Annotated in this window: 19 protein-coding genes, 1 tRNA gene and 1 CRISPR repeat array; of the genes, 5 read left to right on the top strand and 15 right to left on the bottom strand. The window is 38.7% G+C overall.

Annotated elements, in window-relative coordinates:
* Positions 1-24: 24 nt before the first annotated feature.
* From MTCD1_RS01280 to MTCD1_RS01265, 4 genes are all read right to left on the bottom strand, one after another.
* Entirely contained in the window at positions 25-1905 is a 1881-nt protein-coding gene (locus MTCD1_RS01280) for a M43 family zinc metalloprotease (RefSeq protein WP_159459890.1), read from the bottom strand.
* 262 nt (positions 1906-2167) lie between these two features.
* Positions 2168-3109: an urea transporter gene (locus MTCD1_RS01275; RefSeq protein ID WP_057182277.1), complete on the bottom strand. Its 942-nt coding sequence runs from the start codon at positions 3107-3109 to the stop codon at positions 2168-2170.
* A 284-nt stretch (positions 3110-3393) separates the two neighbouring features.
* Complete coding sequence (locus tag MTCD1_RS01270; protein WP_057182279.1) at positions 3394-3834, bottom strand: YtoQ family protein; 441 nt, start codon at positions 3832-3834, stop codon at positions 3394-3396.
* A 255-nt stretch (positions 3835-4089) separates the two neighbouring features.
* Positions 4090-6060 carry a methyl-accepting chemotaxis protein gene (locus MTCD1_RS01265; protein WP_057182281.1) on the bottom strand — a complete coding sequence of 657 codons (1971 nt, stop codon included), beginning with the start codon at positions 6058-6060 and terminating at the stop codon, positions 4090-4092.
* Between the two features lie 457 nt (positions 6061-6517).
* Between MTCD1_RS01265 and MTCD1_RS01260 the strand changes: the two genes are divergently transcribed.
* The 3 genes from MTCD1_RS01260 (at position 6518) to MTCD1_RS01250 (ending at position 8417) form a co-directional block, all read left to right on the top strand.
* Positions 6518-6748, top strand: coding sequence for a hypothetical protein (locus MTCD1_RS01260; RefSeq protein ID WP_057182283.1), 231 nt, complete (start codon positions 6518-6520; stop codon positions 6746-6748).
* Between the two features lie 439 nt (positions 6749-7187).
* Entirely contained in the window at positions 7188-7316 is a 129-nt protein-coding gene (locus MTCD1_RS22095; protein ID WP_257721028.1) for a hypothetical protein, read from the top strand.
* Positions 7317-7388: 72 nt separating this feature from the next.
* Entirely contained in the window at positions 7389-8417 is a 1029-nt protein-coding gene (locus MTCD1_RS01250) for a helix-turn-helix transcriptional regulator (protein WP_057182287.1), read from the top strand.
* A gap of 17 nt (positions 8418-8434) precedes the next feature.
* Here MTCD1_RS01250 and MTCD1_RS01245 read toward each other — a convergent pair whose 3' ends face one another.
* Together MTCD1_RS01245 and MTCD1_RS01240 are read right to left on the bottom strand one after the other, a co-directional pair.
* The gene (locus tag MTCD1_RS01245; RefSeq protein WP_057182289.1) at positions 8435-9169 is read right to left on the bottom strand and encodes a hypothetical protein; all 735 of its coding nucleotides are present in this window, start codon (positions 9167-9169) and stop codon (positions 8435-8437) included.
* A gap of 182 nt (positions 9170-9351) precedes the next feature.
* Positions 9352-10137, bottom strand: a complete 786-nt coding sequence (locus MTCD1_RS01240) for a hypothetical protein (protein WP_057182291.1) — start codon at positions 10135-10137, stop codon at positions 9352-9354.
* Positions 10138-10278: 141 nt separating this feature from the next.
* Here MTCD1_RS01240 and MTCD1_RS01235 point away from each other — a divergent pair, with 141 nt between their 5' ends.
* Together MTCD1_RS01235 and MTCD1_RS01230 are read left to right on the top strand one after the other, a co-directional pair.
* Positions 10279-10833: a hypothetical protein gene (locus MTCD1_RS01235; protein ID WP_057182292.1), complete on the top strand. Its 555-nt coding sequence runs from the start codon at positions 10279-10281 to the stop codon at positions 10831-10833.
* A gap of 53 nt (positions 10834-10886) precedes the next feature.
* The gene (locus MTCD1_RS01230) at positions 10887-11186 is read left to right on the top strand and encodes a cyclic-phosphate processing receiver domain-containing protein (RefSeq protein ID WP_057182294.1); all 300 of its coding nucleotides are present in this window, start codon (positions 10887-10889) and stop codon (positions 11184-11186) included.
* Between the two features lie 278 nt (positions 11187-11464).
* Positions 11465-14734: a CRISPR direct-repeat array (repeat unit 28 nt; unit sequence TTTCTAAGCTGCCTGTGCGGCAGTGAAC).
* A gap of 197 nt (positions 14735-14931) precedes the next feature.
* Here MTCD1_RS01230 and cas6f read toward each other — a convergent pair.
* The 9 genes from cas6f to rpoD form a co-directional block, all read right to left on the bottom strand.
* Entirely contained in the window at positions 14932-15483 is a 552-nt protein-coding gene (gene cas6f, locus MTCD1_RS01225) for a type I-F CRISPR-associated endoribonuclease Cas6/Csy4 (RefSeq protein WP_057182296.1), read from the bottom strand.
* 11 nt (positions 15484-15494) lie between these two features.
* Positions 15495-16526 carry a type I-Fv CRISPR-associated protein Cas5fv gene (gene cas5fv / locus MTCD1_RS01220; protein ID WP_057182298.1) on the bottom strand — a complete coding sequence of 344 codons (1032 nt, stop codon included), beginning with the start codon at positions 16524-16526 and terminating at the stop codon, positions 15495-15497.
* 15 nt (positions 16527-16541) lie between these two features.
* The gene (gene cas7fv, locus MTCD1_RS01215; RefSeq protein WP_057182300.1) at positions 16542-17489 is read right to left on the bottom strand and encodes a type I-Fv CRISPR-associated protein Cas7fv; all 948 of its coding nucleotides are present in this window, start codon (positions 17487-17489) and stop codon (positions 16542-16544) included.
* A gap of 4 nt (positions 17490-17493) precedes the next feature.
* Entirely contained in the window at positions 17494-20439 is a 2946-nt protein-coding gene (locus tag MTCD1_RS01210; RefSeq protein WP_057182302.1) for a CRISPR-associated endonuclease Cas3'', read from the bottom strand.
* Positions 20436-21458 (bottom strand): type I-F CRISPR-associated endonuclease Cas1f, encoded by a 1023-nt coding sequence (gene cas1f, locus MTCD1_RS01205; RefSeq protein ID WP_057182304.1) that lies wholly within the window; start codon positions 21456-21458, stop codon positions 20436-20438. The genes MTCD1_RS01210 and cas1f overlap by 4 nt, the downstream gene beginning before the upstream one ends.
* 97 nt (positions 21459-21555) lie before the next feature.
* Positions 21556-22395 carry a BrxR family helix-turn-helix transcriptional regulator gene (locus MTCD1_RS01200; RefSeq protein ID WP_057182306.1) on the bottom strand — a complete coding sequence of 280 codons (840 nt, stop codon included), beginning with the start codon at positions 22393-22395 and terminating at the stop codon, positions 21556-21558.
* 740 nt (positions 22396-23135) lie between these two features.
* Positions 23136-23212 (bottom strand) — tRNA-Ile (locus MTCD1_RS01195).
* A gap of 177 nt (positions 23213-23389) precedes the next feature.
* On the bottom strand, positions 23390-24007 hold the full coding sequence (locus MTCD1_RS01190) for an outer membrane protein (protein ID WP_057182307.1): 618 nt from the start codon (positions 24005-24007) through the stop codon (positions 23390-23392).
* A 110-nt stretch (positions 24008-24117) separates the two neighbouring features.
* Positions 24118-25956, bottom strand: a complete 1839-nt coding sequence (rpoD, locus tag MTCD1_RS01185; RefSeq protein WP_057182309.1) for an RNA polymerase sigma factor RpoD — start codon at positions 25954-25956, stop codon at positions 24118-24120.
* Between the last annotated feature and the right edge of the window lie 161 nt (positions 25957-26117).

The raw sequence follows: 26117 nt of genomic DNA, 5'->3' as shown, positions 1-26117 counted from the left end.
TCACTGGTTAAAATCACTGCGTCCTTAGAGATAAAGCGGTACGGGTTTAGTTTTTCTATTTAGCCGTACCACTAAGCCAAATAACAGTAAGCACATCATAGCACCGGCACTACTTTTCGGCTCTTGTACAGTGTCAACAGCCCCTGATTGAGGTATTGCCGCAATAACAGCGTCAGATGCTATTACATCTGCTGCAGCGCTAGTCTCTGTTGTCGCATCTGCGGTAATGATCGGCACAGGGCTAGTAACTGGCTCCGAGGTGTTAGTAGCAGCTATGGTAGTTACTGGCTCAACGGTTGTCACTGCCTCGGCATTAGTTTGCGTACTTGACCTAGTAGTACTGACAAAATAAAATTTTTGCTCAGCCAAGGTGAGCACAGTTGTCACTTGCTCTTGGTAGCCACTAGCACTGTTATGACGTAAACATAAGGTATCGCCATGCTTTACTGTTAGTCGTTGGCTTGCATAAACGTCGGTTTGGCAATCAACAGAATATTCACCATTTTCTATACTCAAGTTGATCTCCGTATTAATACCTGAAATCACAAAACGTTGGGAATATACCAACACGTCTAATTCAACAGCAGACTGATCAGCAAAGCTAATGTCATCAACTAGACGGTCAAGCTCCACATCTGTAGACACTTGAGATGTGGTAACGCTGACATTATCTAATGAAATATCACCTTTACTACCACCTATAACCTGCCCTGAAAATCGTAACTGAAAAGGTGAAGCTGTGTATTGCGCAAGTGAAATAGTGGCTAATGACCAACTTGTACCACTGGTGTGTTGTTGACCTGACTTGTGCCAAATATTCTGCCAACTGCCGCCATTATCCTGGCTAACCTGTACCTTTAATGACCCCGTATCAGCGCCATACATAGAATAATAAAATGTCATCTCAGCAGTTGAAGATGCTGCAAAAGTGAAACATGGACTAATAAGGTTGATACTATCATTGGCTGAAACCAATTCATGAGAGGCGTCAATATGTAAAAAAGTATGGCCTTCTTGAGGAGCGCTAGCACCCGTAGCTGAAGTACTGGTGTAATTATAATACTTCCAGTTAAAGTCATCGAGATAGCTATCTTGTCGCCAACTATTACTCACCGGTGTTTCGTTATAATTAAAACCTTCCAGTAAATTATTCCCAGTTTGGATACTTAGCTCACTGCAAGTCGGGTTTGCTGCCATATCAAAGCTATTAAGCAGATGGAATTTATCACTGAGTAACACTCTTTTCATCCGTTTAATTTGCCCCTCACTAAAACGGTTACGACAGGTGTTTTGTCCCTTACCCATGATATTAAAGCCATCCGGGTGATAGGCATTACCCGCCTCGTCGACAGCACTGGCTGAGTATAGACAATCATTATAATAACCTCGTTCGCCTGGATCTACCGCAGTATCAATAACTTTATCGCCATACTGCCAGCCATCAACGCCTTCAAGTAATGTTATTGGACCGTCATCAATACTTTGATAAGTGTGCAGCAGCCCCAAATTATGAGCAAATTCATGGGAGATGGTCGACGTCGCTAAATCTTCGGGTTCAACTTCAATCAAGTCAGTCGCTTCGTAATTCCAATAAGCATGACCATTTTTACCATCAAGATCTGCCACGACAACATTTAAAGCGCCATATCGGATAAAAGGTCGAACTTGCTCTTCATTATCAGTATCCCATTTACCCGCATGTATACCGGTTACATCATCATTGGTTAAATAGATTTTATCGAGTAAGAAAAAACTGATATCTAATGAGGCATAATCATGGTTGAGTTGCTCAATACCACTTGCTAATTGAGCATCTGTGGCACTAGCGCCTTGACCGTTGTTATTCTCGGCAGAAATAAGATAATAAACGCCAATTTCATTAGCATTGGCTGGTATAAATATCATGGCACAGGGTAAAAACATTAGCCGCGAAAAAAATACTTTTATAACGAGGTAAATACTGCGGATAAATATCATGGCTTTGAAACTGTTAATAAAACATGGCTACACCATACTCAATCAAAAAGTCATTTTGAAGAGTGCTTATGCCGGTTTTATGTCGATTTTTGCTCTATTCATCGCTAATGAGATAAAAAGCTCTAGCGAGGTAGGGTGATTGACCTTAAAGCGATTTAGTTACCGTTAAAATAGTTACCTAAGCTAAGGTTTACTGTAAGTTATGCTGAGCTTTTCTTTTATCAGCATAACTTCTGTGTATGTTAACTAAAGCAATAATAAGTAAAGTTGAGATAACAAAAGGAGCAGTTAATGCCGGTATGCTTAGCCATTCAAACGCCCTAGTAAATACCACCGCAAGTAAAATAGCCAACATGATAAGCCATGGCTTATTTTCATAGCGACCGACCAGCGCGATAGCTACTAAGCAACTATTAAAGCCATAAAGTCCCATCATGACTTTCTCATGGGGAAAATTAAAGCCTGTGGCTAACAGCAGACCCACTGTTGAGCCAATAAATGCCCAAAGTGCTGCTGTTCGACAGTGAATAAATATGGCACAGAGAAAAAACACACCGGTGAGCCAATAGTCTTGCAACATCACCTGACTAATACCGCGCATACTTGCTTGAAAATAGTCGACCAGCGTAGCGCTATTCAGACCAGAAAAACTATACCCAGCTAAGTCACTGCTAAGTACAGTGCTAGATACAGTGCTAGGTACAGTGCTCAATTTAGCATAATCAATAAATAACAATAACCCCCACGTTGACAGAATAAATGGCGTAGTAAAAGCAGGAACACTTGTCAGCCTAACCAGCATAAAATGCGTTAACGCCGTAGAGAAAGCACCGCCAAAAATAACAATAAGCAGCGAGGTCAAACTAACAGGTAAAAAGTAAAAAACAGCAACACCAACCAGTACCGCATTAAAACCATACAAACCGTTTTCCATCGTGGTTAAATCAAAGCGGCATAATTTAGCGACCGCTAAGCCTGATATTGTTGCCAGAATGCTGCCAAGCAGCATAGTAGGCGAACTTAAACCAATACCGAGCAAGAATAACAAACCAGTGATAGCGTTACCTTGCAACATAACTTGGCCAAAGCTACGTAGAAAACTTTTATAAAATTGTTTAAAAGGGAGTGTCATGAAAATTATTTTGTGTAATACGTTACTTAAAATTACATGGCTATGTAGTTAGCTCAGGACGTCGTTGTAAACGTCATCTTCGAAGTCTCTGATCGAAGAACCATTGCTTTTAGAAGCTGGATCCCCGATTAAGACACCACGGGGATGACGATCCTGAACCATGTACATAGGCATGTAAAATTAAGTAACGCATAGAAGAATTATCTAAAGAGTAAAGCCGGAGCATCTACATATACCGCTTATTTATTAGCCACTAAATGAAATTAGTGGCTAATACGGTTTAACTACTTAGTACTAATATACTTTAACGTAGCTATCACTTGTTCAACACTGCTTGCCCAAGCTTGAGCCGAAGCATCAACCTCTTTGAGCGGATGAATAATATCTTCACTGTGTAAGGTGATATAAGGCTTATTGAGTGCTGCACAATAACCGGCATCAAAGGCAGCATTCCACTGCTTATACTTATCACCAAAACGAATAACAGCAATATCACAACGCTCAATCAGTGTTTTCGTTTTCATGGCATTCACTTTAGCTGATTTATGATCTCGCCAAAACTGCTTTTCTTCAGCGCCAAGGTGATCACCGGCACCGTCACTGGTTTCATGATGGGTAACCGCAGAAGTAAAACTGATATCTAAATCACTCTCTTGGCAAGCTTGAATAATTTTGTCGCGCCAATCGGTATGAATTTCACCTGAAAGATAAACTTCTAATTTCATAACAATGCTCTCTATTTCATTTTACCATTTTATATAGACAACAATGGTACACCAATAATCAGCAGCTCAATAAATAAATTAAATGAAATCCAGTTTCACTAGATGAAAAATTAACAAGGAATAAGCATTTTAACTTTAGCTGACACATAAGCTCAATCCACGCTCAGTTACTGAATTCCACTTGAGCAGTGACTAACACAGACGACATAAAAACCCGCGCTGGTATATTGATTTAAAGCGTTGCCGATTTTTTATTTACTTGTACTGCTGTTGCTCATATCGCTCCGATCTCCTAATATTGCTTTGATAAAGGGGCATTGAACGTGATGAATGACCTCTAGATGGCGATTTCACTTCTTCCTCATTATCAAAAAAAGCGACTTGGTTTAATAATATTTGTGCTTGTTCTTCCATTGATTTACTCGATGTGGCGGCTTCTTCAACCAACGCAGCATTTTTCTGTGTCATATCATCCATTTGACTTATCGCCGCACTAACCTCACCAATACCTGCGGCTTGCTCTTTACATGCACCATCGATATCAATGACCATTTTACTAACTTCTTCGATTGAACTGACTAAATCTGTAAAAATTTGACCTGTTTCATCGACTAACTTAGTACCTTGTCCCACCGCTTCAACACTATCATTAATTAAGCCTTTTATTTCTTTGGCAGCTCCTGCTGATCGTTGTGCTAAATTTCGGACTTCAGCGGCGACCACTGCAAAACCTCGACCTTGTTCACCAGCTCGTGCCGCTTCAACCGCGGCATTTAAGGCTAGCAAATTGGTCTGAAAAGCAATCACATCTATAACACTGATAATATCCGCTATTTTTTTACTTGATTTATTAATATCACTCATAGCTGTGACGGCATTTTTTACTACCTCGCCACCGGCACTGGCTTTTTTCATTACCGAAGATGATAAATTGCTCGCTTGACTCGCATTTTCAGCATTTTGCTCCACGGTACTAGTTAATTCTTCCATTGCAGCAGCTGTTTCTTCTAGGCTAGATGCCTGAGATTCAGTGCGATGACTTAATTCATTATTGCCTTCAGCAATTTCTCTTGAAGTATCAAAAACATTCGTCGAAGCAGAACGAATTTCATCAACCATGTTTTTTAAATTTTTAATTGATGTATTCATTGCGTTGGCTAATTCGAGAAATTCACCATCGTATCCATTACTCATTTCCTGAGTAAGATCACCCTCAGCGAGCGCTTGAGAGACATTAATTGCATCATTAATCGGTTCAACCACTGCATCCATCAGATTGTTAATACTGTTTCCTAACGAAGCTACAAATCCTTGCGCTCCTTCGGTATTAATTCTATCTGTCAATTGTCCTCTTACCGCACCTTGAACTAATACATCTATCTGATTCAAAGCCATGACTTGTGCCGTGACATCAGTGGCATACTTGACCACTTTATAAGGTTTACCATTTAAGTCTAAGATGGGATTGTAAGAAGCTTGTATCCACACTTCCTTACCGCCTTTACCTAAGCGTTTATATTCCTTCGCTTCATATTCACCGCGATTCAGCTTTTCCCAAAACTCACGGTATTCATCACTGGCTTTAAAGGCTGGCTCAACAAACATGCTGTGATGTTTTCCTTGCACTTCGGCTAAGGTGTAACCTAAGGTGTTAAGAAAATTGTCATTGGCGCTAATAATGGTGCCATCCATATTAAACTCGATAACCGCTTGTGCTTTACTGATAGCATCAATTTGACCGGAGGTATTGGCACTTTCTAATTTTTGTGCCGTGACATCAGTGGCATACTTGACCACTTTATAAGGTTTGCCATTTAAGTCTAAGATTGGGTTGTAAGAAGCTTGTATCCACACTTCCTTACCGCCTTTACCTAAGCGTTTATATTCCTTCGCTTCATATTCACCGCGATTCAGCTTTTCCCAAAACTCACGGTATTCATCACTGGCTTTAAAGGCTGGCTCAACAAACATGCTGTGATGTTTTCCTTGCACTTCGGCTAAGGTGTAACCTAAGGTGTTAAGAAAATTGTCATTGGCGCTAATAATGGTGCCATCCATATTAAACTCGATAACCGCTTGTGCTTTACTAATAGCGTTTATCTGGCTCTTAAATTCATCATTTATTTTTGTTAATCGTTCAATTTCAAGCAGTAAGTTATCGTTTTCTAGTCGGTAATCTTTAACAACGCTTGCACTCGATTTAGCTTTAGTCTCTGAGCTCACCATAATAAGATCCTGTTCAGCATTAACGGTTCATAAATAAAAACATTAGCTATTTATAGAAAATAATTCTATAAATAGCTAATTAACTCTAGAATAACTGACTATTATTGAGATGAAATAATATATATACCATGATGAAACTAGGTCATTAAAAGCTTATTAGTGCCAAAATTCAAACCTGTTGGGATATTCTGTTTATGATCACCTCTACCACCAAGAACTAAACCGCTCGCGCGGTAATGGTGTTTGTCAAACTAGTTGTCGCGATCACTATGTTATGCACTCTCAACTTTGACGATTTCTCATTCATGATTTAGGTTGATCTGGTTTACCATTTAAGAGTTCTGAGCAAGACCTTTCAATTAAGGGTAGTTATCCGCATTGTCCAAACTGTGGTGGTATCGCTAGACCTAATATATTAATGTTTAACGATAATTGGTGGGTTAGCGCCCGAACAAGAATGCAAAATAGTAACTTTCACTCCTGGCTTGATGAACATTGTGGAATGAAAATAACAGCGATTGAATTAGGGGCAGGCACAGCAATTCCCTCGGTGCGTATTGCTTGCTCGAACAATGCCAAAAATTTAATTCGTATCAACCCTGCTCACTGCAATATTGAAAAAGGGCAAATACCATTAAAGATGTCAGCTTTATCTGCACTGACTGAGATAGATAAGATATTATCTTAATATTAACCTTTTAGCTTATTCGAGTTAATCTCAGGAATATTAACCAATTTATTAAGGAGTTACTTTGTTAGAAACTAAACAGGAATCAGGTTTTAAATTTGTAAAGGTGGGTGAGTTTTCTCTTTCTGATGCGCCGTGCAAATTAAAGAACTATACGTTAACAGTAAAGCTCAACTTATATATTCAAGATTTTTAAAAAGCGGACGAGACTGCCTACTTCATCACCTGTGACGATAAAATAGTATATGTTGGCGAATATACCTATAACTTAAAAGACAGATGGTTAACCAGAGGACATGCTAACCATCATATGCATGACAATATTGAAAGTTCCTTAAAAGCTGACAAACAACTATTCCTTTGGTTATGTGTATCACCTTATTGCGATGTCGCTGGAAATGGGAAGCTTAATATTAGTAAATCATTAGAGCATCAGATTATGTCTAACCATAACAGCCCTGATGACTTATGGAATAAAAGGAATAAAGGCACTACAGCAAAGGAATGGCGAGTAAAGCACTGTATAAATATTACAGACATTTTAAAAGAACATGATGGCATGTGCTAAAACATAACATTAAAGGTTATCATCACTTAGATTGATTAGTAAATATAAGCTATGTAGTCATAAGGACAAAACGTGAATTTAAAGTTAAATGTTAGGCATTTAGAGCTGCTAGAGTTACTCCCCATTTACCCTAAATTTTTAACTGTGAATCAACTAGTCGTAAAGTTAGCGAATCAGCATGCATATAAAGATCATGATGAACAAAATATTAAACGCAACTTACAGCGTGATTTAAAACAACTAGAGCAATACGGCATTACTGAATCAGGCGATAGCCCTGAAGGGTTAAAGTGGTCATTAGTTAAAGGCTCAATGTATTTAACAGCTCAACTTTCGCCAGCAGATGCATTATGCTTTGCCATTATCGAGCAGTTCATTCAGCCAATGATGCCCAATGTGTTATCCCCATATTTAACTCGCATCTTTAAAAAATCCACTCAAATATTAGCGAACCTTAATTATCACAGCAAATTAAAAACTTGGTTAGACAAGGTTTATATTGAAAACAAAGGCCAGCCATTAATACCCGCTGAAATTGATAACATGGTGCGTTGCTGTGTTTATGACGCTTTATTAGCGGAAAATATATTAGAAATAGAGTACAAGAACAAAAGTGGTGAACTAAGTAATGCCAGTGTTCAGCCTTTAGGGCTAGTCGTTCGGGCACATATTCAATATTTGATTGTGCAGTATTGTGGTTATGACGATGTCAGAATGCTCGCCATGAATCGCATAATATCTTGTGAAAACAGCCACAAAACCTTCGACTACCCTGATGATTTCAACCTAAAAGAATACGTACTAAAAGGTACTACTGGCTTAGCTTATAGTGATAGCCCTATTGAATTTGAAGGGATATTCACCGGCTTTGCTGCCGAAATAATAATGGAAACACCCATAGCTAAAAACCAACAAACAAGCACTTATCGAACAGATGCGGAGGATAAGTTACTAGTAAAAGCTAGCCTTACTATGAACTATGATTTTGAAACATGGTTATTGGGTTTGGCAAATCATGTTGAGGTATTGAAGCCCGTAAGTTTGCGTAACTTGATGCGAGAAAAACTGAGAGCTGCAGTGCAATTATACGATGACAGTTGATACAGAGCACTTTAAGGTTATTTCATTTCAAGCAATAATTTGATGCGTTGTCCCATTTCCTGTAATAAATAGTTGCTATTCAATCCATACCTCCCACTAAAGAACGGGATAATTACTAAGAGTGTACCCCCATCTAGCTTTACCCAGTAAAACACCCTATTAGTTTTGTTTGCTTCAGACTTGGGGGTAAGGTTACCCGAACATAACCTACCGACCTTTTCATTGCCTACAAAAAACATTAAAAAGTCACGTAGGTAGTTCACGCCTGTACCAATAATTAACTTGGGATTGTGCTTTTTTCTTAATTCACTAAAAAAAGGAAAGCGATTAAAGAAGCACCATGTATTAAAAAGGTATTTATTTTCAAAACCTGTTAGCTTAGAAATGTTATTTTTATGCCACAATTCATGATCTGTAGAATCAAAGGCAATAGGATATAAATTAAGCTTAAACAACTCATTCCCCTCTAAAAGACTAACTTCTTTATAATTCTCTACATCCCCACCTTGAATACTTGTAAAAAGTTTAGCAAAACTCCTACCATACGTGTAACCAAGACTATCTTTCCAATCAAACGCAGTTAAAGAAAGCTCAACCTTTCCATTTTCGAGCTCTTCGGGAAGCGTTTTCTCATAGTAATCACCATAACTTGCTCCCCCCCATTCAATTCCGCACAACCAAATATCAGCACCTAAATTTCCGCCATCACAACCTGAAAAGGAACATGCCCATTCTTGAAGATTCTTATTCATTTTATTCCTTTTAATAATGTGCAATGCATTTGTATTGACCCTGGCGCTTAACCAATTCTAGAGTTTAACTTAGGTAACGTTTCTCTATTCTTTCTATAAAATAATGTTTGGATATAAACTTCGCCGAACGATGCGAGTATTTCATCTTAATATTCCTAAATATATTTTATCTTGCATAATAATCACTTATATAACAATGCAATCACAGCTTCGTCTTGAGCATGCTCTGCTATAACGGGAGCAAATAACAATAACGCATTGCTTTCCTCAAGCATATTACATATGGATGTTGAAGTTGCAGAAAAAACATCAAGTGCATGATCAGTACTTAAAAAGATTGTGACAATAATGACTTTCGCCTTTAACCAGCTATCACTATTTACTTCAGCCTTGAATAAAGTCTCTTGGGTATATAGCTTAGTTTGATAAAAGCCTTTGTTAGCAAACGCCAAACAATAATCAGTAAAATCAACACCAATTAATTCTTGTTGAGTTACCGGTTCAACAATAGCTTTTATGGTTAATATTAGATTTATTGATAAAAGCTCAAGCCCCTTAGCAAGGTAATACTGGATAAAAGGCGTTGTTGCTATCATGCCACTTGCAAGCAAGTCACCATCTAACTGCATAACGACCGTTGCTTTATTAATACTATCTAGTAATTCAAGACTAATTCCTTGCTCACTAGCTTGAAGTGCAAACTTAATCGGATAAAGAGAATAAACTAATATTGGCACTGCCAACTTTTCAGCAACCATCACCATAAATTCAACTTGTTTTGCTTCAAAATGGCTATTTAGGTTAGCAACAATAATAACTAAGTCGGCACTCTTTATCTTATGAGTAAATTCGTTGCCTCCTAAATCGTCTAGCCGCCAATCTACACCGTCAATTTCTTCAGTAATATTATTGCAAAATGATTTACTCTCTCTGCCTGCCGCAAAACCATAAAAATTTGCCAAACACATCTTGTATTCCCCTCATAATCAATGTTGAAAAGTATCTCAAAGTAAAGCGACAAACTTTGTCGCTCGCTCAAGTTATAGTCCTAGCTATTAATAAATAGCATGACTAAGAGCTGACGCTCATGGGCATAAGGGGAGCTTTCGATGATTAATGATGCCAGAAAAGTCTTTAGGGACTGGCTTAACTCACCTCGCTATAAAAGAAAGTTAAGGTTTCAGTTATGCTCAATAGGTGACACCAATTGCTCAAGCAATCGTGATGAATATACCCTTCTTGGTTTAAACTCACGACTGAAATGGTCTGTACATGGTGACTATGTAGACATGTGGGTTGATTTATCAGGGGTTATCGCCCCAAATGACAAGCTTATTGAATGGGATGTATCAGTGTTTGAGGGGTATAAAGTAACACCTGACAACTTTTATATTCTAGATAACCCTAACCCGAAAAATAAGGTAACAAAACACCCCTCTTTTGCGGAGCTGTTAATCGATTGCTTCACCGCTGCTATAGCTGTAATTGAAGAGTATATCCAAGAAGATGCCTATATTTACGTGTTTGCATGTAATGACGGAGGATCAATGGGTGGTATCATGCCAATGGCGAGGTTTCAATGCTTTTTAAATAGACGTTTAGCTAGGCAGTTTATCAGGCGCCCTGTACGGTCATTTATCCACATATTTACTTTACCCCTTTGATTAGCTCCAAAATCAACTTGTATAAGTACTGTTAAACAAAAATCAGGTAAGTTATGAAAGTTTATTTAGATGATGAAAGATCAACACCTATTGGTTGGCACAGAGTCTATTGGCCTGAAGAAGCTATAGTCTTACTCGAACAAAATATAGTAACTGAAATAAGTTTAGATCATGACTTAGGTGATGATGAGCATGGCACTGGTTATGATGTACTACTTTGGATAGAGGAAGCTGTTTTTACCCAAGGCTTTATTCCCCCTCTTATTTTTGTGCACTCAGCTAATACTTCGGCAAAGCATAAAATGTTGTTGGCGATAGCTAATATCAATCATTTTTACAATGCTAGCAAATAGTATTACTCCAGTTAAACTTTACTGAAATATGTGGCACAGATAAGGTAGCCACTTGCATCCGTACAAGCAAAAAAATTCTCTTTAACAGTATGATATAGCACTATTTCAGTACCACTTTGTTCCCTTTAAAAGGTCTACTGCTGACCTCCATTAAAAATGGGGGGATTACCATACCAGTTTGTCCATCGCCCCCTCCAACACTCCAATTCACGTTCCTTAGCACGCTGATAAACTTCTTTTCTATTTGCTAATACTGCCGTCGCCAATCACGAATGTCTTTGATAATCTGCCTGTGCGGCAGTGAACGCCAAAGTCAGCAACATCAGACATTTTTACACTTTCTAAGCTGCCTGTGCGGCAGTGAACATTACCCTTTTAAGCGTAGCGATTTTATCAAATTTCTAAGCTGCCTGTGCGGCAGTGAACAACTAGTCAGTTCGTTTTTAAGTAGTCTCTTTTTTCTAAGCTGCCTGTGCGGCAGTGAACATTTTATATAAACGCATCACAGCCTCAATAGTTTTCTAAGCTGCCTGTGCGGCAGTGAACCAACACCTTATTGTGTTTTATTTGAATTAATATTTCTAAGCTGCCTGTGCGGCAGTGAACTCGTCCTCTTCTATAACTGTTGCAATACCTATTTTCTAAGCTGCCTGTGCGGCAGTGAACATATTCGTACAGGTCAGTTAACTTATAGCACATTTCTAAGCTGCCTGTGCGGCAGTGAACAGTCCTTCGCGCTCACCTAGATAAGACCAAGATTTCTAAGCTGCCTGTGCGGCAGTGAACCAACATTGTCCCTATATGGTACGGGGATATAATTTCTAAGCTGCCTGTGCGGCAGTGAACTGCTCTTATGGGGTTCTATTCAAGAAACCATCTTTCTAAGCTGCCTGTGCGGCAGTGAACTCTCTCATCTCTGAACGTACTTTAGTAATTGATTTCTAAGCTGCCTGTGCGGCAGTGAACTTAAGGTTTTGCCTTATGTTCTCTTCTTATATTTTCTAAGCTGCCTGTGCGGCAGTGAACTTAGCCTCGGTTGCCTCTGAATCTACTACCACTTTCTAAGCTGCCTGTGCGGCAGTGAACATCTGTAGGTATCATGGCAGACTTGAATGCTGGTTTTCTAAGCTGCCTGTGCGGCAGTGAACAAACAGCACACGATCACCTTTCTTGATAGTAATTTCTAAGCTGCCTGTGCGGCAGTGAACTTATACTAGTTGTTGCGCCGCCCGATGGTATATTTCTAAGCTGCCTGTGCGGCAGTGAACGCGCTGGTGCAAAGTGTAACGCAAGTTAATAATTTCTAAGCTGCCTGTGCGGCAGTGAACCCTTTAACTATTTTACCGGCAATAGCTATTGTTTTCTAAGCTGCCTGTGCGGCAGTGAACTGGTTCGTATTGGTATGTTAGCCAACCATAACTTTCTAAGCTGCCTGTGCGGCAGTGAACCGGATTGTTTTACGATAGTTACCGAGAATATCTTTCTAAGCTGCCTGTGCGGCAGTGAACACACAACTACACGAATGATTGACGATGGTGAATTTCTAAGCTGCCTGTGCGGCAGTGAACCAAATCCTTCCTCTACAAAACAATCTCTAACTTTTCTAAGCTGCCTGTGCGGCAGTGAACCCAAGCATTTTGCCGACACCAAAACCAAGAATTTTCTAAGCTGCCTGTGCGGCAGTGAACTATATTAAGTTTATTTTTGTTTAGCAGTGAACTTTCTAAGCTGCCTGTGCGGCAGTGAACAACGGAAGTATACGCGCAACATTAAATACTGATTTCTAAGCTGCCTGTGCGGCAGTGAACGCCGAGTGTCTGTATCAAACTTTAAATCAAGCTTTCTAAGCTGCCTGTGCGGCAGTGAACCAAATACTGTCGTCGCTTTCATTGATGCTAACTTTCTAAGCTGCCTGTGCGGCAGTGAACTTATGGGGTGAAATGGGTCACACTGGTTATATTTTCTAAGCTGCCTGTGCGGCAGTGAACTTCAAGTATTGCAACTCGCCTAGCTTCATACTTTTCTAAGCTGCCTGTGCGGCAGTGAACAGCTTCGGTTAATCCAGCAAACGGTACGGTCTTTTCTAAGCTGCCTGTGCGGCAGTGAACTTTGCATATATAGAAAGTGATTGCGTTGTTGTTTTCTAAGCTGCCTGTGCGGCAGTGAACTCAATCATAATTCATTTCCTTTTATTGTTTACTTTCTAAGCTGCCTGTGCGGCAGTGAACTTAAGTGAGTGATCGATATCCGATAGATTAGCTTTCTAAGCTGCCTGTGCGGCAGTGAACTTTTGAACCATGCGCCGTCTTCGACTGATTCATTTCTAAGCTGCCTGTGCGGCAGTGAACAAGCTGAAACGACTGGAATAAGCATAGTTGTCTTTCTAAGCTGCCTGTGCGGCAGTGAACATTAGATCGGTATCTTCAAGCGGTACTTTCTCTTTCTAAGCTGCCTGTGCGGCAGTGAACTGAAACATCAGTGATGGTAACGCCCGTAGGTATTTCTAAGCTGCCTGTGCGGCAGTGAACTACCGTTTGATAAATCCACTGGAGATTGACTATTTCTAAGCTGCCTGTGCGGCAGTGAACTTTGAGGGATCAATAAAGGTTACTGACATTAATTTCTAAGCTGCCTGTGCGGCAGTGAACTGTTTATTGATTATTGATGAGTGCATAAGTATTTTCTAAGCTGCCTGTGCGGCAGTGAACGTTAAACATTTATTGATTTTTTTTCCTTGAAATTTCTAAGCTGCCTGTGCGGCAGTGAACAAAGCGGTAATAAAATACAAATCAGTTTCAACTTTCTAAGCTGCCTGTGCGGCAGTGAACTGATGTATTGTCTACTAGCGAAGTATGGTATATTTCTAAGCTGCCTGTGCGGCAGTGAACCATATTCAATTATAGTGCCGCCGCTTCCGTCCTTTCTAAGCTGCCTGTGCGGCAGTGAACCCGATACTAATTCTTAATAAACGCGCGCTACTTTTCTAAGCTGCCTGTGCGGCAGTGAACAGCAGGGGATAAGGTTAACTATACGGAGTATTTTTCTAAGCTGCCTGTGCGGCAGTGAACTAGACGATGTTACACCAATAATAGTAATGACATTTCTAAGCTGCCTGTGCGGCAGTGAACCATAATGCTAAACTTTTGATTTACACCTAATATTTCTAAGCTGCCTGTGCGGCAGTGAACTGTTTGATACACTTAACACTATAGATGAAAGATTTCTAAGCTGCCTGTGCGGCAGTGAACTTGGTGTTAGTACAACAAACTTTTTAGATGATTTTCTAAGCTGCCTGTGCGGCAGTGAACCCAAGAACATTAACGATAATCGTAGGCGCTAATTTCTAAGCTGCCTGTGCGGCAGTGAACCAAAGGAAATGCAATTAACGCTTAACACTTTTTTTCTAAGCTGCCTGTGCGGCAGTGAACACAACGGCTCGCAATCATCATTAAAAGTTACTTTTCTAAGCTGCCTGTGCGGCAGTGAACTTCACTTATTCACTTTTTTATTCACTTTGAAATTTCTAAGCTGCCTGTGCGGCAGTGAACAATAGAATAACAGTAAAAAAACAAGTTACAACAAACAGCTAGGTGATTTTAGACTTTTTAACCTAAATTTTTAGCTGATTCGTAACTTGTTAATATTTAACCATATTTTTAAAGAGTTGATTTTTAGGGTAAACGTTAATTTTTCCGAAAAAATAAACCCGTTGCATTCAACGGGTTTTAAAAGTAACCATATTCCCTTAAAACCAAGGGACTGTGGCTTGTTTGCTTAAACCAAAAGAATCAAAGTCACCTGCAACTGGTGTATCTTTTAACTCACCAAATTGAATATAGCGTCGATGTTTTTCACCAGTAGAGCTACTGACTAATTCCAAATAAGCATTGTCTAATCCTTGACTAAACATTTTTGCTTTATACAATTTTACTTCATCTTTAGTGATAGATTTACGAGTAATTAACCGTCTTAATTTTGCTTCGGTCATGTTGGCTTGTTTTCTTGAAATGGTTCGGTATTGCACCATTTCAGGGATAGATAAGACATCAGAAAGTTTACAATAACCTTTAATACCACCTAACCAATCTACCCCTTGTAAATCATTCAAGTAGCTTTGTTCTCCGTGGATACGCAGCACATTACCAAACAATACTTTGTATTTAGGAAAACTAATGCCGATACTTGTCGATTGCAATATAACTAAAGCTTTATGAAGCTTGCTATAAACTGTATTCATCAAAACATTCTCTCGCATTTCGGCATCCGGCTTGAGCCTAATATCAATATAATGATTCATTATTTATCCTCCTATACTCGAATATTTGAAACAAAAGCTAGACCTTTTTTACCTAAGTAAAAACTTGAAACACCTGCGTTTTCAATCATATTTTCAATTTCTTTGGCTTTGGGTTTATCAATATCAAGGGTTATTTCCAGCTGACCACTGACTTTTTTAAGTAATGAAGTCACTTCTCCAATACCTTTTATCCTTTCTTTTAGAATATAGGGGTTACCCCATATTTTTTTCCCCTCACCTGAGGTGAAACGCTTCATAAAATCTTTTTTGGTAAAGCCCCGTTTTGAAATACCGCTAATACCACCTGCTTTTGTTTTAGCAGAGGTCATATCAAAATGTTTCGATAAACGCTGTAATTGTAAATACAAGGCCGAGCAATAAAACATAATAGGTTTAACTTGGCCTTTATTATTAAGATACTGATCACCTTCAGGGTATTTATCATCAGCTAAGGTGTTAACTAATTCCGCCATGGCCTCGGCAACTTTACCTTCATTAGCGACTGTTTTTTCTTTATCCAAAAACTCTAAGCGAGCAATAATGCTTAAAGGATCGGTCTGTAATGTCTTGCTTACTCTTTCTCCATTAAGAATAAACTGGCAAACTTCATTAAAATTCAAGGCTAAAACGCCCCAAAATTCAGCGGCATAATCAGCTGAGAACATCACATCATTCGACTTAATCATGCCCGTAAACGAGTTTTGATCATTACTGCCTTTCATATTACGAATATAAACCAATTCATTATTCACAAATTCAGGGCAGTCGCTAAACGTTACTAGCGGCTCTAAGTCTTCAAAATAATAATCCTGTTCATACAATTTTTCACGCGCTTGGTACAACTTACGCTGATCACCAATCAAACGATTCAATAACCCCATCACAGTATCAAGCGTTACTTCTCGGCGAATAAAGTTGCCTTCTTTTTTTAACGTGGTCATTGAACCAATAAAACCACGTCCTTTTTTGGGTAATGGTTTGTTATTATCGCCATCTAAAAATGAATTGCGCCAAGATGCCTCATAATCAATTATGATTTTCATAGCTTACTCCGTTTATTATTTACCATAAAAATAAACGGCATAATCAGATTCAGCTTGTTCTGAAACTGCACTTGGATCACGTTTAATACGCATCATTTTCGAACTATCGTTATAATCCACTTCGATTTCATCAACATACATGTAACTTCTCGCTTGACGAATTGACAGATCAGCGACCATTTCAATGGTGTATTCAACTAATACTTGAATAGCATCACTATCTAATAACAAGCCCACTTCTCCTTCTTCGAAAATAGTGCCTTTACGCACATAATTTTCATGAAAAGTAACCATGGGATTTAAATCGGCATTTAATGATTGAATAAATACTTGCACTGTTTTTGCAATACTTTCACCTTCTCCGTCTTTAATTACCATTGAAGCGCGATCAAATTTTTTGTCTAGTGAAATAAATTGTAATTGCTCAATACTGATTGACCCATATGAAATATATTTAGTATCACCAAAGGTGGTTTTTGAAAAGAATGAAGAACTATCTCGTTCTCCGGCTTGACCAAACTGTTCAAAATTGCCATTACCCAGTTGATCAACAAAGTCTTCAATCATCAAAGGACTTGTACGTTTACATTGACTTGATGGCACCACATAACCACGAATCAACCCTGTTATTGACGCTAATACATCGGTTAGGTTTTTATCTGCAGCATAATGAAGATCAAACGCTTGATCTCTAAATAGATGATGACGAATACAATTTTGACTGATGTATAACGGTGTCTTTTTAAAATCAATATCTGTAGCTTCTTTTTTATATTTATAACCTGTTTCCTCTTTGATACGACCACTTAAATTGGTATAGCCGCGCAATTTAGGTAAGCTGTGATTATCAACGGTTTTACCTCCGTCCCCGACCAAAGTAGTAGGCCCATTCCAATTCACCACACCATGACCTACGGCGGTAATTTTAAAATCTACGCTTTTAATTCCTGTAACTTTTTCCATGTTTTTATCCTTCTTGGCTTTTTAGCTGTTTGATTGAAATTGAACCTATGGGCTGTTTTTCACAAACCCCATAATAAATTGCGGCACTATGCCTTGCACTTTCGCCACCTACAGCGAGTAAATCATTTGTCGTATAACTTAGATAAATAGGGAGTTCCGGATCTTTAGCATCATTGAGTAAAATAAAATCTTTAAACGCTTTTATACCACCCATAATGTTGTGATGCTTTTTCATCATATGGATAAGCAAACTATTTGAGCTATCTCCATATCCTTCTATTGCGGCACAGGACATTGTTAAACCATCAATATTATCAGTTTCATTGATTGGAACCGTATAGGCATATTCCTCTATAAATTTTGGGGCATTAGGCGCATTTACATCACACACCGCCATTTGCACAAAACGATTATCGCCACGCAATGAGTTTTTACCTATTTTAGCCCGTTGTTTACTGTCTTTTTTCGGTTTTGAAATGGTTTGCGGCTCAGACACTTTGGCAACAATTAACGCTGAGCTTTTTTTCATGCTGGCGAGTAAGTCACTTTCTATCCATTTAATGGCAGTGGAATTTTCATAAAACTGTTTATAAATAGCGTAAACATCGGGCAAGGTGACTATTTTATTACCTTGGTCGGTTGCCTCATATAAAAACTCGTACCACGCTTTTGCTGACGCCAAGGTATTGGTTGATGAAAGAAAACGCTCAACTGCACCGCTGCCTTTTCTTTCATGAAAAGTCTCTGGTATCACAATGGTATATTGATTAATGCCCGTTTTGTTTTCACCAAAACGGTCTAAACGTCCAAGTCGTTGTAAACAATTCTCCGCATGGGTGATTTCAGAAATCATATAGTCACAACTAATATTCAAAGAAGCTTGCACAATAGGGCCACTTCTTAACAAATCAAATCGGTTATCACCCTCACGCTTAAATGACTCAAAGACGCTTTCAAATAATTGTTGTTTATCACTCTTTTTATATTTTGAATGCAATAATATGGCATTTTCATCATGCTGATTTTTAATGAAACTTTTTTGTGCGGTTATGGCGGTATTACTAATAACAAAGGTGGTTGCTTGCTGTGATTTATATAGAGGGTTACTATCATCATCTGCATTTTCATCGTAGGGTAAAAAATCGAACTGATAACGACTTTGATTAAACGCCGGCATTTCAATAACATCATCTTTATGTAAATCAAGAGTTTTTTCTAAATAATAGTAATGTGGCGTTGCTGACACTAGCAGGGTATTGCCACCGCCTTTAAGCTCTTTTTTAGCGGTTATTAATTCAGCAAACAAAAGATTAAATGCTGGCATATTAATGTATTCGTGATACTCGTCAAAAATAATATGAGCGGATAAATAATTGAGTAATCTATCCGCCTTGGTGTGACTGATAACACTACTTAACATTTGATCTATGGTGGTGATCACCACATCACCGGTAAAGTACTCCTTCTCGTTAGTGATATTTTCATAGCTATTTGTGCATTTAAACTCACCCGTATGCAGTTCTATAGTGGCATCAGGTAAATAAGGTTTATTGGTTAATTCAGTAAAAATCCCTTGGCATATTTGAACACGAGGACAAATCCAAATAATTTGTTGGGCATTTTTTAATTTCGCCCATTCCAGTGCGATTTTAGTTTTACCACAGCCTGCAGCACCCGCAAGTACACCTACGTCTTTAATATCATCAACTAATTTATTAGCAACATCCGCTTGTTTTCTGGTACGTTCACTGTCTTCAAATGATTTTAGGCATTCAGTAATATGGGAGACTAAATTGCTTTCCGTTATTATTTGGCTGGTTTCAAGCTTTTCACTAATAAATGCCATCAGTGTTTTATGTTTAATCGCCGACGCTAACTCATGTGCTGACAATGAAGAAATCCATCTGTCTGCGGTAATTAAACAAGATCTTATTGCATTGTTATTGGCATTAGTCGCTACATCAGCACAATAATCACTTAACTGCTCTTTAGGTTTGTATGTTTTATACTCAGGTAAATTTGAATTAATATAATCTAGCCCATCTACATCCGGATCATTGAGATAGCATTTAGACAAAAAGCTTTCACTGGTTTGGTTATATTGTTTATCTATTTCACTCACTTTATTAAGAATTTCAACCGATTTCAGCACAATTAAGTTCCAAGCATCACCTTTAGATACTGAATTTATTTTTTCATAAATATCACTTAATGTTTCAAAACCACCTTTAGGCCGAAAAGGTTTGGCGTGATGCCAATAAACGGCATGTTTAACTGCATTTTTATTAGGCCCATTAAGTGCTTTTAAACTTTTATCATCCAATAATTGATAAAGTAGAACTGATATTTCATTGTGTCTTGGGTGTTTTTCAAAGCTGAATTTTGTCAAGCCATCTATATGTTGACCATCTTCTGGGATATATGATTTACTCTTATCTTTTATTACCCATTCTTGAAAGCTTGGATCTATTTTCCCGATATCATGCAAACACCCCGCGACAAAGGTAGCATTGGCTTGCGCTTTTTTATCAGGGTAAAAATATATAAAAAGCTCACGGGCAACAAAACCAACAGCAAACAAATGTTGTTCCAGTCGTTGCAATTGTGTATTTGCATAAACACAACCTTTAATCGGTTTGTCTCTTGATATATCCATTGGCACCTCTTTACTTGTTGTATTCACTGGCACTATGCCCTCGCTATTAAACTTTGCCTTATTACCCACCACCCACAAAAACTGACTTCTTGATCGTGATCTAATCCAAAAACAACTCACCGCAGTGCTTTTGCTCGCCGTTTGACGCAACATTTTTTTTACCGTAAGCAGACCATCTTCGGTGATAAGGGTTTGCCAGGTATTGTCGCCAATGCGATTAGCGAAGGCGTCAAGCACACGCCGTGTTTTCTTTAGCGCGTTTTTTTCGCATTGGCTGACAAAGGTGACCATCATGGCTGTTCACCTTTAGTTTTCTCAAGGCTATTTTCCCCTGATTCATCTTCACCATGCGCTAAAGCGACGGATTTCACCTGCTCAAACATAAAATCGAGGGCTTTGTGGTCGGTAAAGGCTTGTAATATTTGTTGTCTAAATTCTTGTTCTGTGGCGTTTTCTTTGGCGCAAATAAATGCCCATGGTAGTACGATGGCATCTTTAATGAGGTCCGCAATATCAAACACCAATGCGCCACGGCGCGTTTTACCATGCATTACGGCAAAACCGTGCGGTATGCCTAATACCCATAAAGTACAGGCGGCTAGTCCATAGGCTAAGTAGTTACCGTGGTTCAGAAAGTCATTAGCAAGATCGGTACTTTGATGCTGCCGGTTAAAGCCTTCTGTTTTGGTGCTATTAGCGGCAAGTTTATACAGTGTTTTGGTAAGTTGAGCTTCTGTGAGTAATAAGTCACTTTGCTTGGTGGCAGCTTGGGTTCTCTCGTTAAAGCGTATTAATGCAGTTTTAATACCGCTATCTGTCAGGGTAAAACCTTCGTTTTTTAAGTCTTTGTCTTTACCCCATACCTTATGTAGAAATTCAATACGCGCTTGTTGGAATTGTTTAGCCGCGCTTAGTCGTTTTTCATCATCAAACCAAAATTTCATCCAACCTTGTAAGTATTCTGTGGGTCGGTATTCACTTTGTGGGGTAAACCATTCTATTGCTTGTTCAACGTCATTTGCCATATAAAGTGGTGTACCACCGCCACCACTAAAACCTATTAATACGCCCGCTTGGGCGAGCATTCTTACCGCCGCTTGGGTTATTGAGGTGCCATTACCCAGTAGTATTACCGTGGTATTGGCGATAGGGATATTAAAATATTGGTTTTCTTGCCCTTTATTAGAGAGGGACTCAGTTAAATAAAGTACTCGGCCATCTTTTTGCATTACTCGGCAATATTCCAAATAATAAATATTGGCACGTTTAGAATGCAATATGGCTTTTAAATCTGATGGTGATAAATCTTTCATTTTACTGCCACTTTTACGTTGATAAGACTGGAATTTTAATAACTTTATTTAAATCTGTCCTTTGCATCAATACTGTAATTTATAACATGTAAATAAACTATACAGGTTGCGGTAAATAAGGTGTTATCGCCTGACGACTTTCTCTGGTAAGCACTATTTGTTGTTCTTCGGGGGTGTTTTTATAGCTGTCTATACGTAAACGACGTAATAAGTAATTGACCAACGCTGCTCGTGTAGGGATTATTTTCTGTCCCTGCTGCATTTGAAAGTCTTGTTCAATTATGCCTTTTTGCTGGTCGTTAAACCTTGGATCAGCTTCTATCGCTACATCAACGATTGTATTCCATTGATCATCTTGTGCAACGCTGTGTGAGGCTTTGCCTTCAAACGTTGCCTCTCCATTAAAACGCGATAAGGTAAAATCTCTAAACTCACCATTTTTGTTACAGTAAGCACGAACATGCCAACGTAACCCGTCAAATATCAATGCATGTGGTTGTATTATGCGGTCTAAGTAATTAGGGCTTGAAAGTGATATATAACCAATATCTATTTGAAGTTGTTCTCGTATAGCCCGAAGAATAGGTCTAATTTGTAGCGGGTTGATATTACGCAATGGTGCTTCAACTTCTAAAAACACACTTGAAACTAAATCAGTTGAATCAGTAAACTCTATAGCGGCTAGATACTTCGAAAAAGTATTTAAAGCGTTGCTGTGAATAAAAGAATGGTTAAAATCATCGGTAGCAATATAGGCTTTTTGAGACAAATCATACTGTAAGTATGTAGGGAAATGTTCTCGATACTGCTTTAATATGCTACTTGCTGCCTGTCTTGAAAGCTGAAACTTAGTGGCAATATGGGTAGAATTTATCTGTCCTTCCCACCCCACTACGTTATTAATAAACGTAAAACGCTCTCTCGCTTCTTTTGACATATCCCTGCTACATAGTTATCCACTTTGTAGATATACTTTCACACGAGGAAATACAAAATGCAATTGATTTACATCATAAAATTGTTGTTGTTAATTAACATTGGGTAGATAGTTAAGGCGAAATATAAAACCTTTACAAATTTAACAGTCATATCAATAACCATCAAATAATTCAATTAAATTTCACTTCAAATAAACCTATCCATTCAAGTGCTACGACCAATTAATAGAAAAGCTAAACTGACTAAAAAAAGCACTAGCATATTGTTGATGCATGTTCTCGGGCATGGAATAGCTTTATACCTGATACGTCAAGAGTGATAAAGTTACATGGCTATGTAGTTAGCTCAGGACGTCGTTGTAAACGTCATCTTCGAAGTCTCTGATCGAAGATCCATTGCTTTTAGAAGCTGGATCCCCGATTAAGAGACCACGGGGATGACGATCCTGAACCATGTACATAGACATGTAAAGTTATGTGATCGAGACTGGATAAATGTGGAAACTTAATTAATGCCATTGGTACTAGCTTGTTTAAGCTTCGGTAAGTATTAAAGGAGTATTTTGTTTTGCCATGATGTACCAATGAAAAAGATAAAATATGTGGTTGGTACAACCGATGGTACATTAAACGTTGGATAGTGTGAAGTTTACTTGATTCCACTTGGACATAAAAACACCTTGAAACCGCTGTTTTATCTGGGTTTAAAGGGTGTTTTGGACTTACTTGGAAGTGAAAATGGTGGGCCTTCCCAGACTTGAACTGGGGACCTGCCGATTATGAGTCGGATGCTCTAACCAACTGAGCTAAAGGCCCATTTTCACATATTTGGCCAAATGTATTCTAATGCGTTTGTTAGTGCCATAAAGTGAATGGGCTAACAAAGCGGGTGCAGTATAAGCATTTTTTAATTTGTTGTCACCTAATGAACTTTAAAAAGTGACGTTTTTTTGCTGACCGCTTATTTATTAAACTAAATAGCCTGCTTTTTCGCTAAAAACGATAGGTTAGCCCGGCACTCACTTCACTTTGGAACCAGATATCACTCGATATATAAATGGCGCAGGTATCTTGTTTACAAAAAATTGCGCTATTCGAGTTAAAAAAGGTGCCATAAATACGACTGTCTAGTCGTAAGCTAATATGCTCACTTAGCTCAAATTTTGTTGCTAAACCAATATTGATAGAAAAACGTGTTTCATTACCAAGCTGCTCATCTTTTGGTACAAAGTGAGTTAAGCCAAAACCACCGGCAATATAAAAAGGCATAAAACCGTCAGAGATAGGGACATTACCCCCTATATGAGCATAGGTAATACTAAGATCACTATTACTGGCAGAAAAGCCATCTGATTGGGAGAAGCTGGTATTATAATGACTTATTAAGAACTCACCTTGACGCTCACGATCAAAAGACCAAGCCGTTAAAAGGCCGTAGCTGGTCTCTTCGCTTAATTTGATGCGATGATGTTCCGGCTCTTTACTGCTATCAAAATTTCCACCAAAGCGATAACCAATCAAGGGAGTTATTTCAAAATTTAACGCTTGTTTTGCCATAGAAGGCATAGAGGTTAGGGCAAGTACACCAGCAATAGCGATAACAACACGCATAGAGATTTCCTTATATTAGAAAGTAAAAAGAGTAAGCTAGTATTACTAACTTACTCTTTTTTATGTCTATTTAAAACAGAATTTAAAACACTATTTCAAATTTTTATTACTTACTCACCATCAAGGAAGCTTTTCAGCTGCTCTGAGCGAGAAGGATGACGTAACTTACGTAACGCTTTTGCTTCAATTTGACGAATACGTTCACGAGTAACGTCAAATTGCTTACCAACTTCTTCCAAAGTGTGGTCGGTATTCATATCGATACCAAAACGCATTCTAAGTACTTTAGCTTCACGAGCCGTTAAGCCAGCAAGCACTTCATGAGTAGCACCTCTAAGGTTTTCAGACGTCGCTGAGTCAACTGGAAGTTCACCGCTGGCATCTTCAATAAAGTCACCTAAGTGTGAGTCTTCATCATCACCAATCGGTGTTTCCATTGAAATTGGCTCTTTAGCTATTTTCAATACTTTACGAATTTTATCCTCTGGCATGACCATACGCTCAGCTAACTCTTCTGGCGTCGGTTCACGGCCCATTTCTTGTAGCATTTGACGAGAAACACGGTTAAGTTTGTTAATCGTTTCAATCATATGCACAGGAATACGAATGGTACGTGCTTGATCAGCAATAGAACGGGTTATGGCTTGACGAATCCACCACGTTGCATACGTTGAGAACTTATAACCACGACGGTATTCAAACTTATCAACCGCTTTCATCAAGCCAATATTACCTTCTTGAATTAAATCAAGGAACTGTAAGCCACGGTTGGTGTATTTTTTAGCAATTGAGATAACTAGACGTAAGTTTGCCTCAACCATTTCTTTCTTAGCACGACGTGCTTTTGCTTCACCAATTGACATACGACGGTTAATGTCTTTAATGCCATGAATATTAAGATGCGTTTCTTCTTGAATTTGGTTTAGTTTGTAGATACAACGTTCTACATCACGCTCAACTTCACTAAGCTTGGCTGAGTAGGGTTTGCCGGCTGCTTGCTCTGCTGTAAACCATTCTTTTGAGACTTCATTACCTGGGAACTTTTTGATAAAGGTGGTCTTGGGCATACCTGCACCAACAACACAATGTTTCATGATCAAGCGTTCTTGCACACGTAACCTGTCCATCATGCTACGCATGTTTTTAACTAATTTATCAAATAATTTAGGGATCAAACGGAATTCTTTAAAGACTTCAGCTACTGCATCGATAGCTTCTTGAGCATCTTTATGGCCACGACCAAGTTTTTCAATAACTTTATTGGCATGTTCATAAGCTTCGCGTAAAGCAGTAAACTTCTCACGTGCTAATTCAGGGCAAGGACCCGTATCTTCTTCTTCCTCTTCCTCATCTTCTTGTTTTGACTTATCTTCATCAGCAAGGTCTGATTTTGACAGTTCACTACCTACGTGTGTAGCTGCGGGAGCAACTTCTTCTTCCGCATCTGGGTCTAAAAAGCCCGTGATAATATCCGTTAAGCGCAGCTCTTCCGCTTCAAAGTTATCCCACATGTCTAATAAGAAGTTTATCGCTGGTGGATATTCTGAAACACTACGCTGAACTTCTCTTATACCTTCTTCTATACGCTTGGCAATAACGATTTCGCCTTTACGGGTAAGAAGCTCAACGGTACCCATTTCACGCATATACATACGTACTGGGTCAGTTGTACGACCAATTTCGCTTTCAACGGTAGCCAATGCTTGCGCTGCCGCTTCGGCAGCATCTTCATCGGTATTACCTCCACTCATCATCAAGGTATCTTGATCGGGTGCATTTTCAAATACTTGAATGCCCATATCATTAATCATACTAACGATTTCTTCAACTTGATCAGTATCAATAATGTCTTGTGGAAGATGATCGTTAACTTGCGCAAACGTTAAATAACCTTGTTCTTTACCTTTGGTTATTAACTCTTTAAGTCTAGATTTAGGGGCTTGTTCCATTGACGAGTGTCCACCTGTATTATATAAATATGGGATGTAAAATATGCGCTAAAAACATTAGTAAAAGCTAATAAATGGCGCAATAAAGCGGAGAATTATAACGAATTCCCCAAACATTTACCAGCCTAATTGTTTGTGGAAATTTCAAGGCTAAATAATTC

Origin of the sequence: Colwellia marinimaniae, from assembly GCF_002207865.1 — a bacterium.
Lineage (GTDB): Bacteria > Pseudomonadota > Gammaproteobacteria > Enterobacterales > Alteromonadaceae > Colwellia > Colwellia marinimaniae.
Note: the sequence above shows the minus strand (reverse complement) of the source record. Positions and strands in the feature narration are given on the sequence as shown.

What these genes read in the sequence shown, in the direction of transcription:
- MTCD1_RS01280 (WP_159459890.1), bottom strand. Translation starts at nt 1,905, where the DNA reads ATGATATTTATACCAGCCAATGCTAATGAAATTGGCGTTTATTATCTT.
- MTCD1_RS01240 (WP_057182291.1), bottom strand. Translation starts at nt 10,137, where the DNA reads ATGTGTTTGGCAAATTTTTATGGTTTTGCGGCAGGCAGAGAGAGTAAA.
- MTCD1_RS01270 (WP_057182279.1), bottom strand. Translation starts at nt 3,834, where the DNA reads ATGAAATTAGAAGTTTATCTTTCAGGTGAAATTCATACCGATTGGCGC.
- MTCD1_RS01230 (WP_057182294.1), top strand. Translation starts at nt 10,887, where the DNA reads ATGAAAGTTTATTTAGATGATGAAAGATCAACACCTATTGGTTGGCAC.
- MTCD1_RS01275 (WP_057182277.1), bottom strand. Translation starts at nt 3,109, where the DNA reads ATGACACTCCCTTTTAAACAATTTTATAAAAGTTTTCTACGTAGCTTT.
- cas5fv (WP_057182298.1), bottom strand. Translation starts at nt 16,526, where the DNA reads ATGAAAATCATAATTGATTATGAGGCATCTTGGCGCAATTCATTTTTA.
- MTCD1_RS01235 (WP_057182292.1), top strand. Translation starts at nt 10,279, where the DNA reads ATGATTAATGATGCCAGAAAAGTCTTTAGGGACTGGCTTAACTCACCT.
- cas6f (WP_057182296.1), bottom strand. Translation starts at nt 15,483, where the DNA reads ATGAATCATTATATTGATATTAGGCTCAAGCCGGATGCCGAAATGCGA.
- MTCD1_RS22095 (WP_257721028.1), top strand. Translation starts at nt 7,188, where the DNA reads ATGTCTAACCATAACAGCCCTGATGACTTATGGAATAAAAGGAATAAA.
- MTCD1_RS01190 (WP_057182307.1), bottom strand. Translation starts at nt 24,007, where the DNA reads ATGCGTGTTGTTATCGCTATTGCTGGTGTACTTGCCCTAACCTCTATG.
- cas1f (WP_057182304.1), bottom strand. Translation starts at nt 21,458, where the DNA reads ATGAAAGATTTATCACCATCAGATTTAAAAGCCATATTGCATTCTAAA.
- MTCD1_RS01260 (WP_057182283.1), top strand. Translation starts at nt 6,518, where the DNA reads ATGCAAAATAGTAACTTTCACTCCTGGCTTGATGAACATTGTGGAATG.
- MTCD1_RS01210 (WP_057182302.1), bottom strand. Translation starts at nt 20,439, where the DNA reads ATGATGGTCACCTTTGTCAGCCAATGCGAAAAAAACGCGCTAAAGAAA.
- rpoD (WP_057182309.1), bottom strand. Translation starts at nt 25,956, where the DNA reads ATGGAACAAGCCCCTAAATCTAGACTTAAAGAGTTAATAACCAAAGGT.
- MTCD1_RS01200 (WP_057182306.1), bottom strand. Translation starts at nt 22,395, where the DNA reads ATGTCAAAAGAAGCGAGAGAGCGTTTTACGTTTATTAATAACGTAGTG.
- MTCD1_RS01265 (WP_057182281.1), bottom strand. Translation starts at nt 6,060, where the DNA reads ATGGTGAGCTCAGAGACTAAAGCTAAATCGAGTGCAAGCGTTGTTAAA.
- MTCD1_RS01245 (WP_057182289.1), bottom strand. Translation starts at nt 9,169, where the DNA reads ATGAATAAGAATCTTCAAGAATGGGCATGTTCCTTTTCAGGTTGTGAT.
- cas7fv (WP_057182300.1), bottom strand. Translation starts at nt 17,489, where the DNA reads ATGGAAAAAGTTACAGGAATTAAAAGCGTAGATTTTAAAATTACCGCC.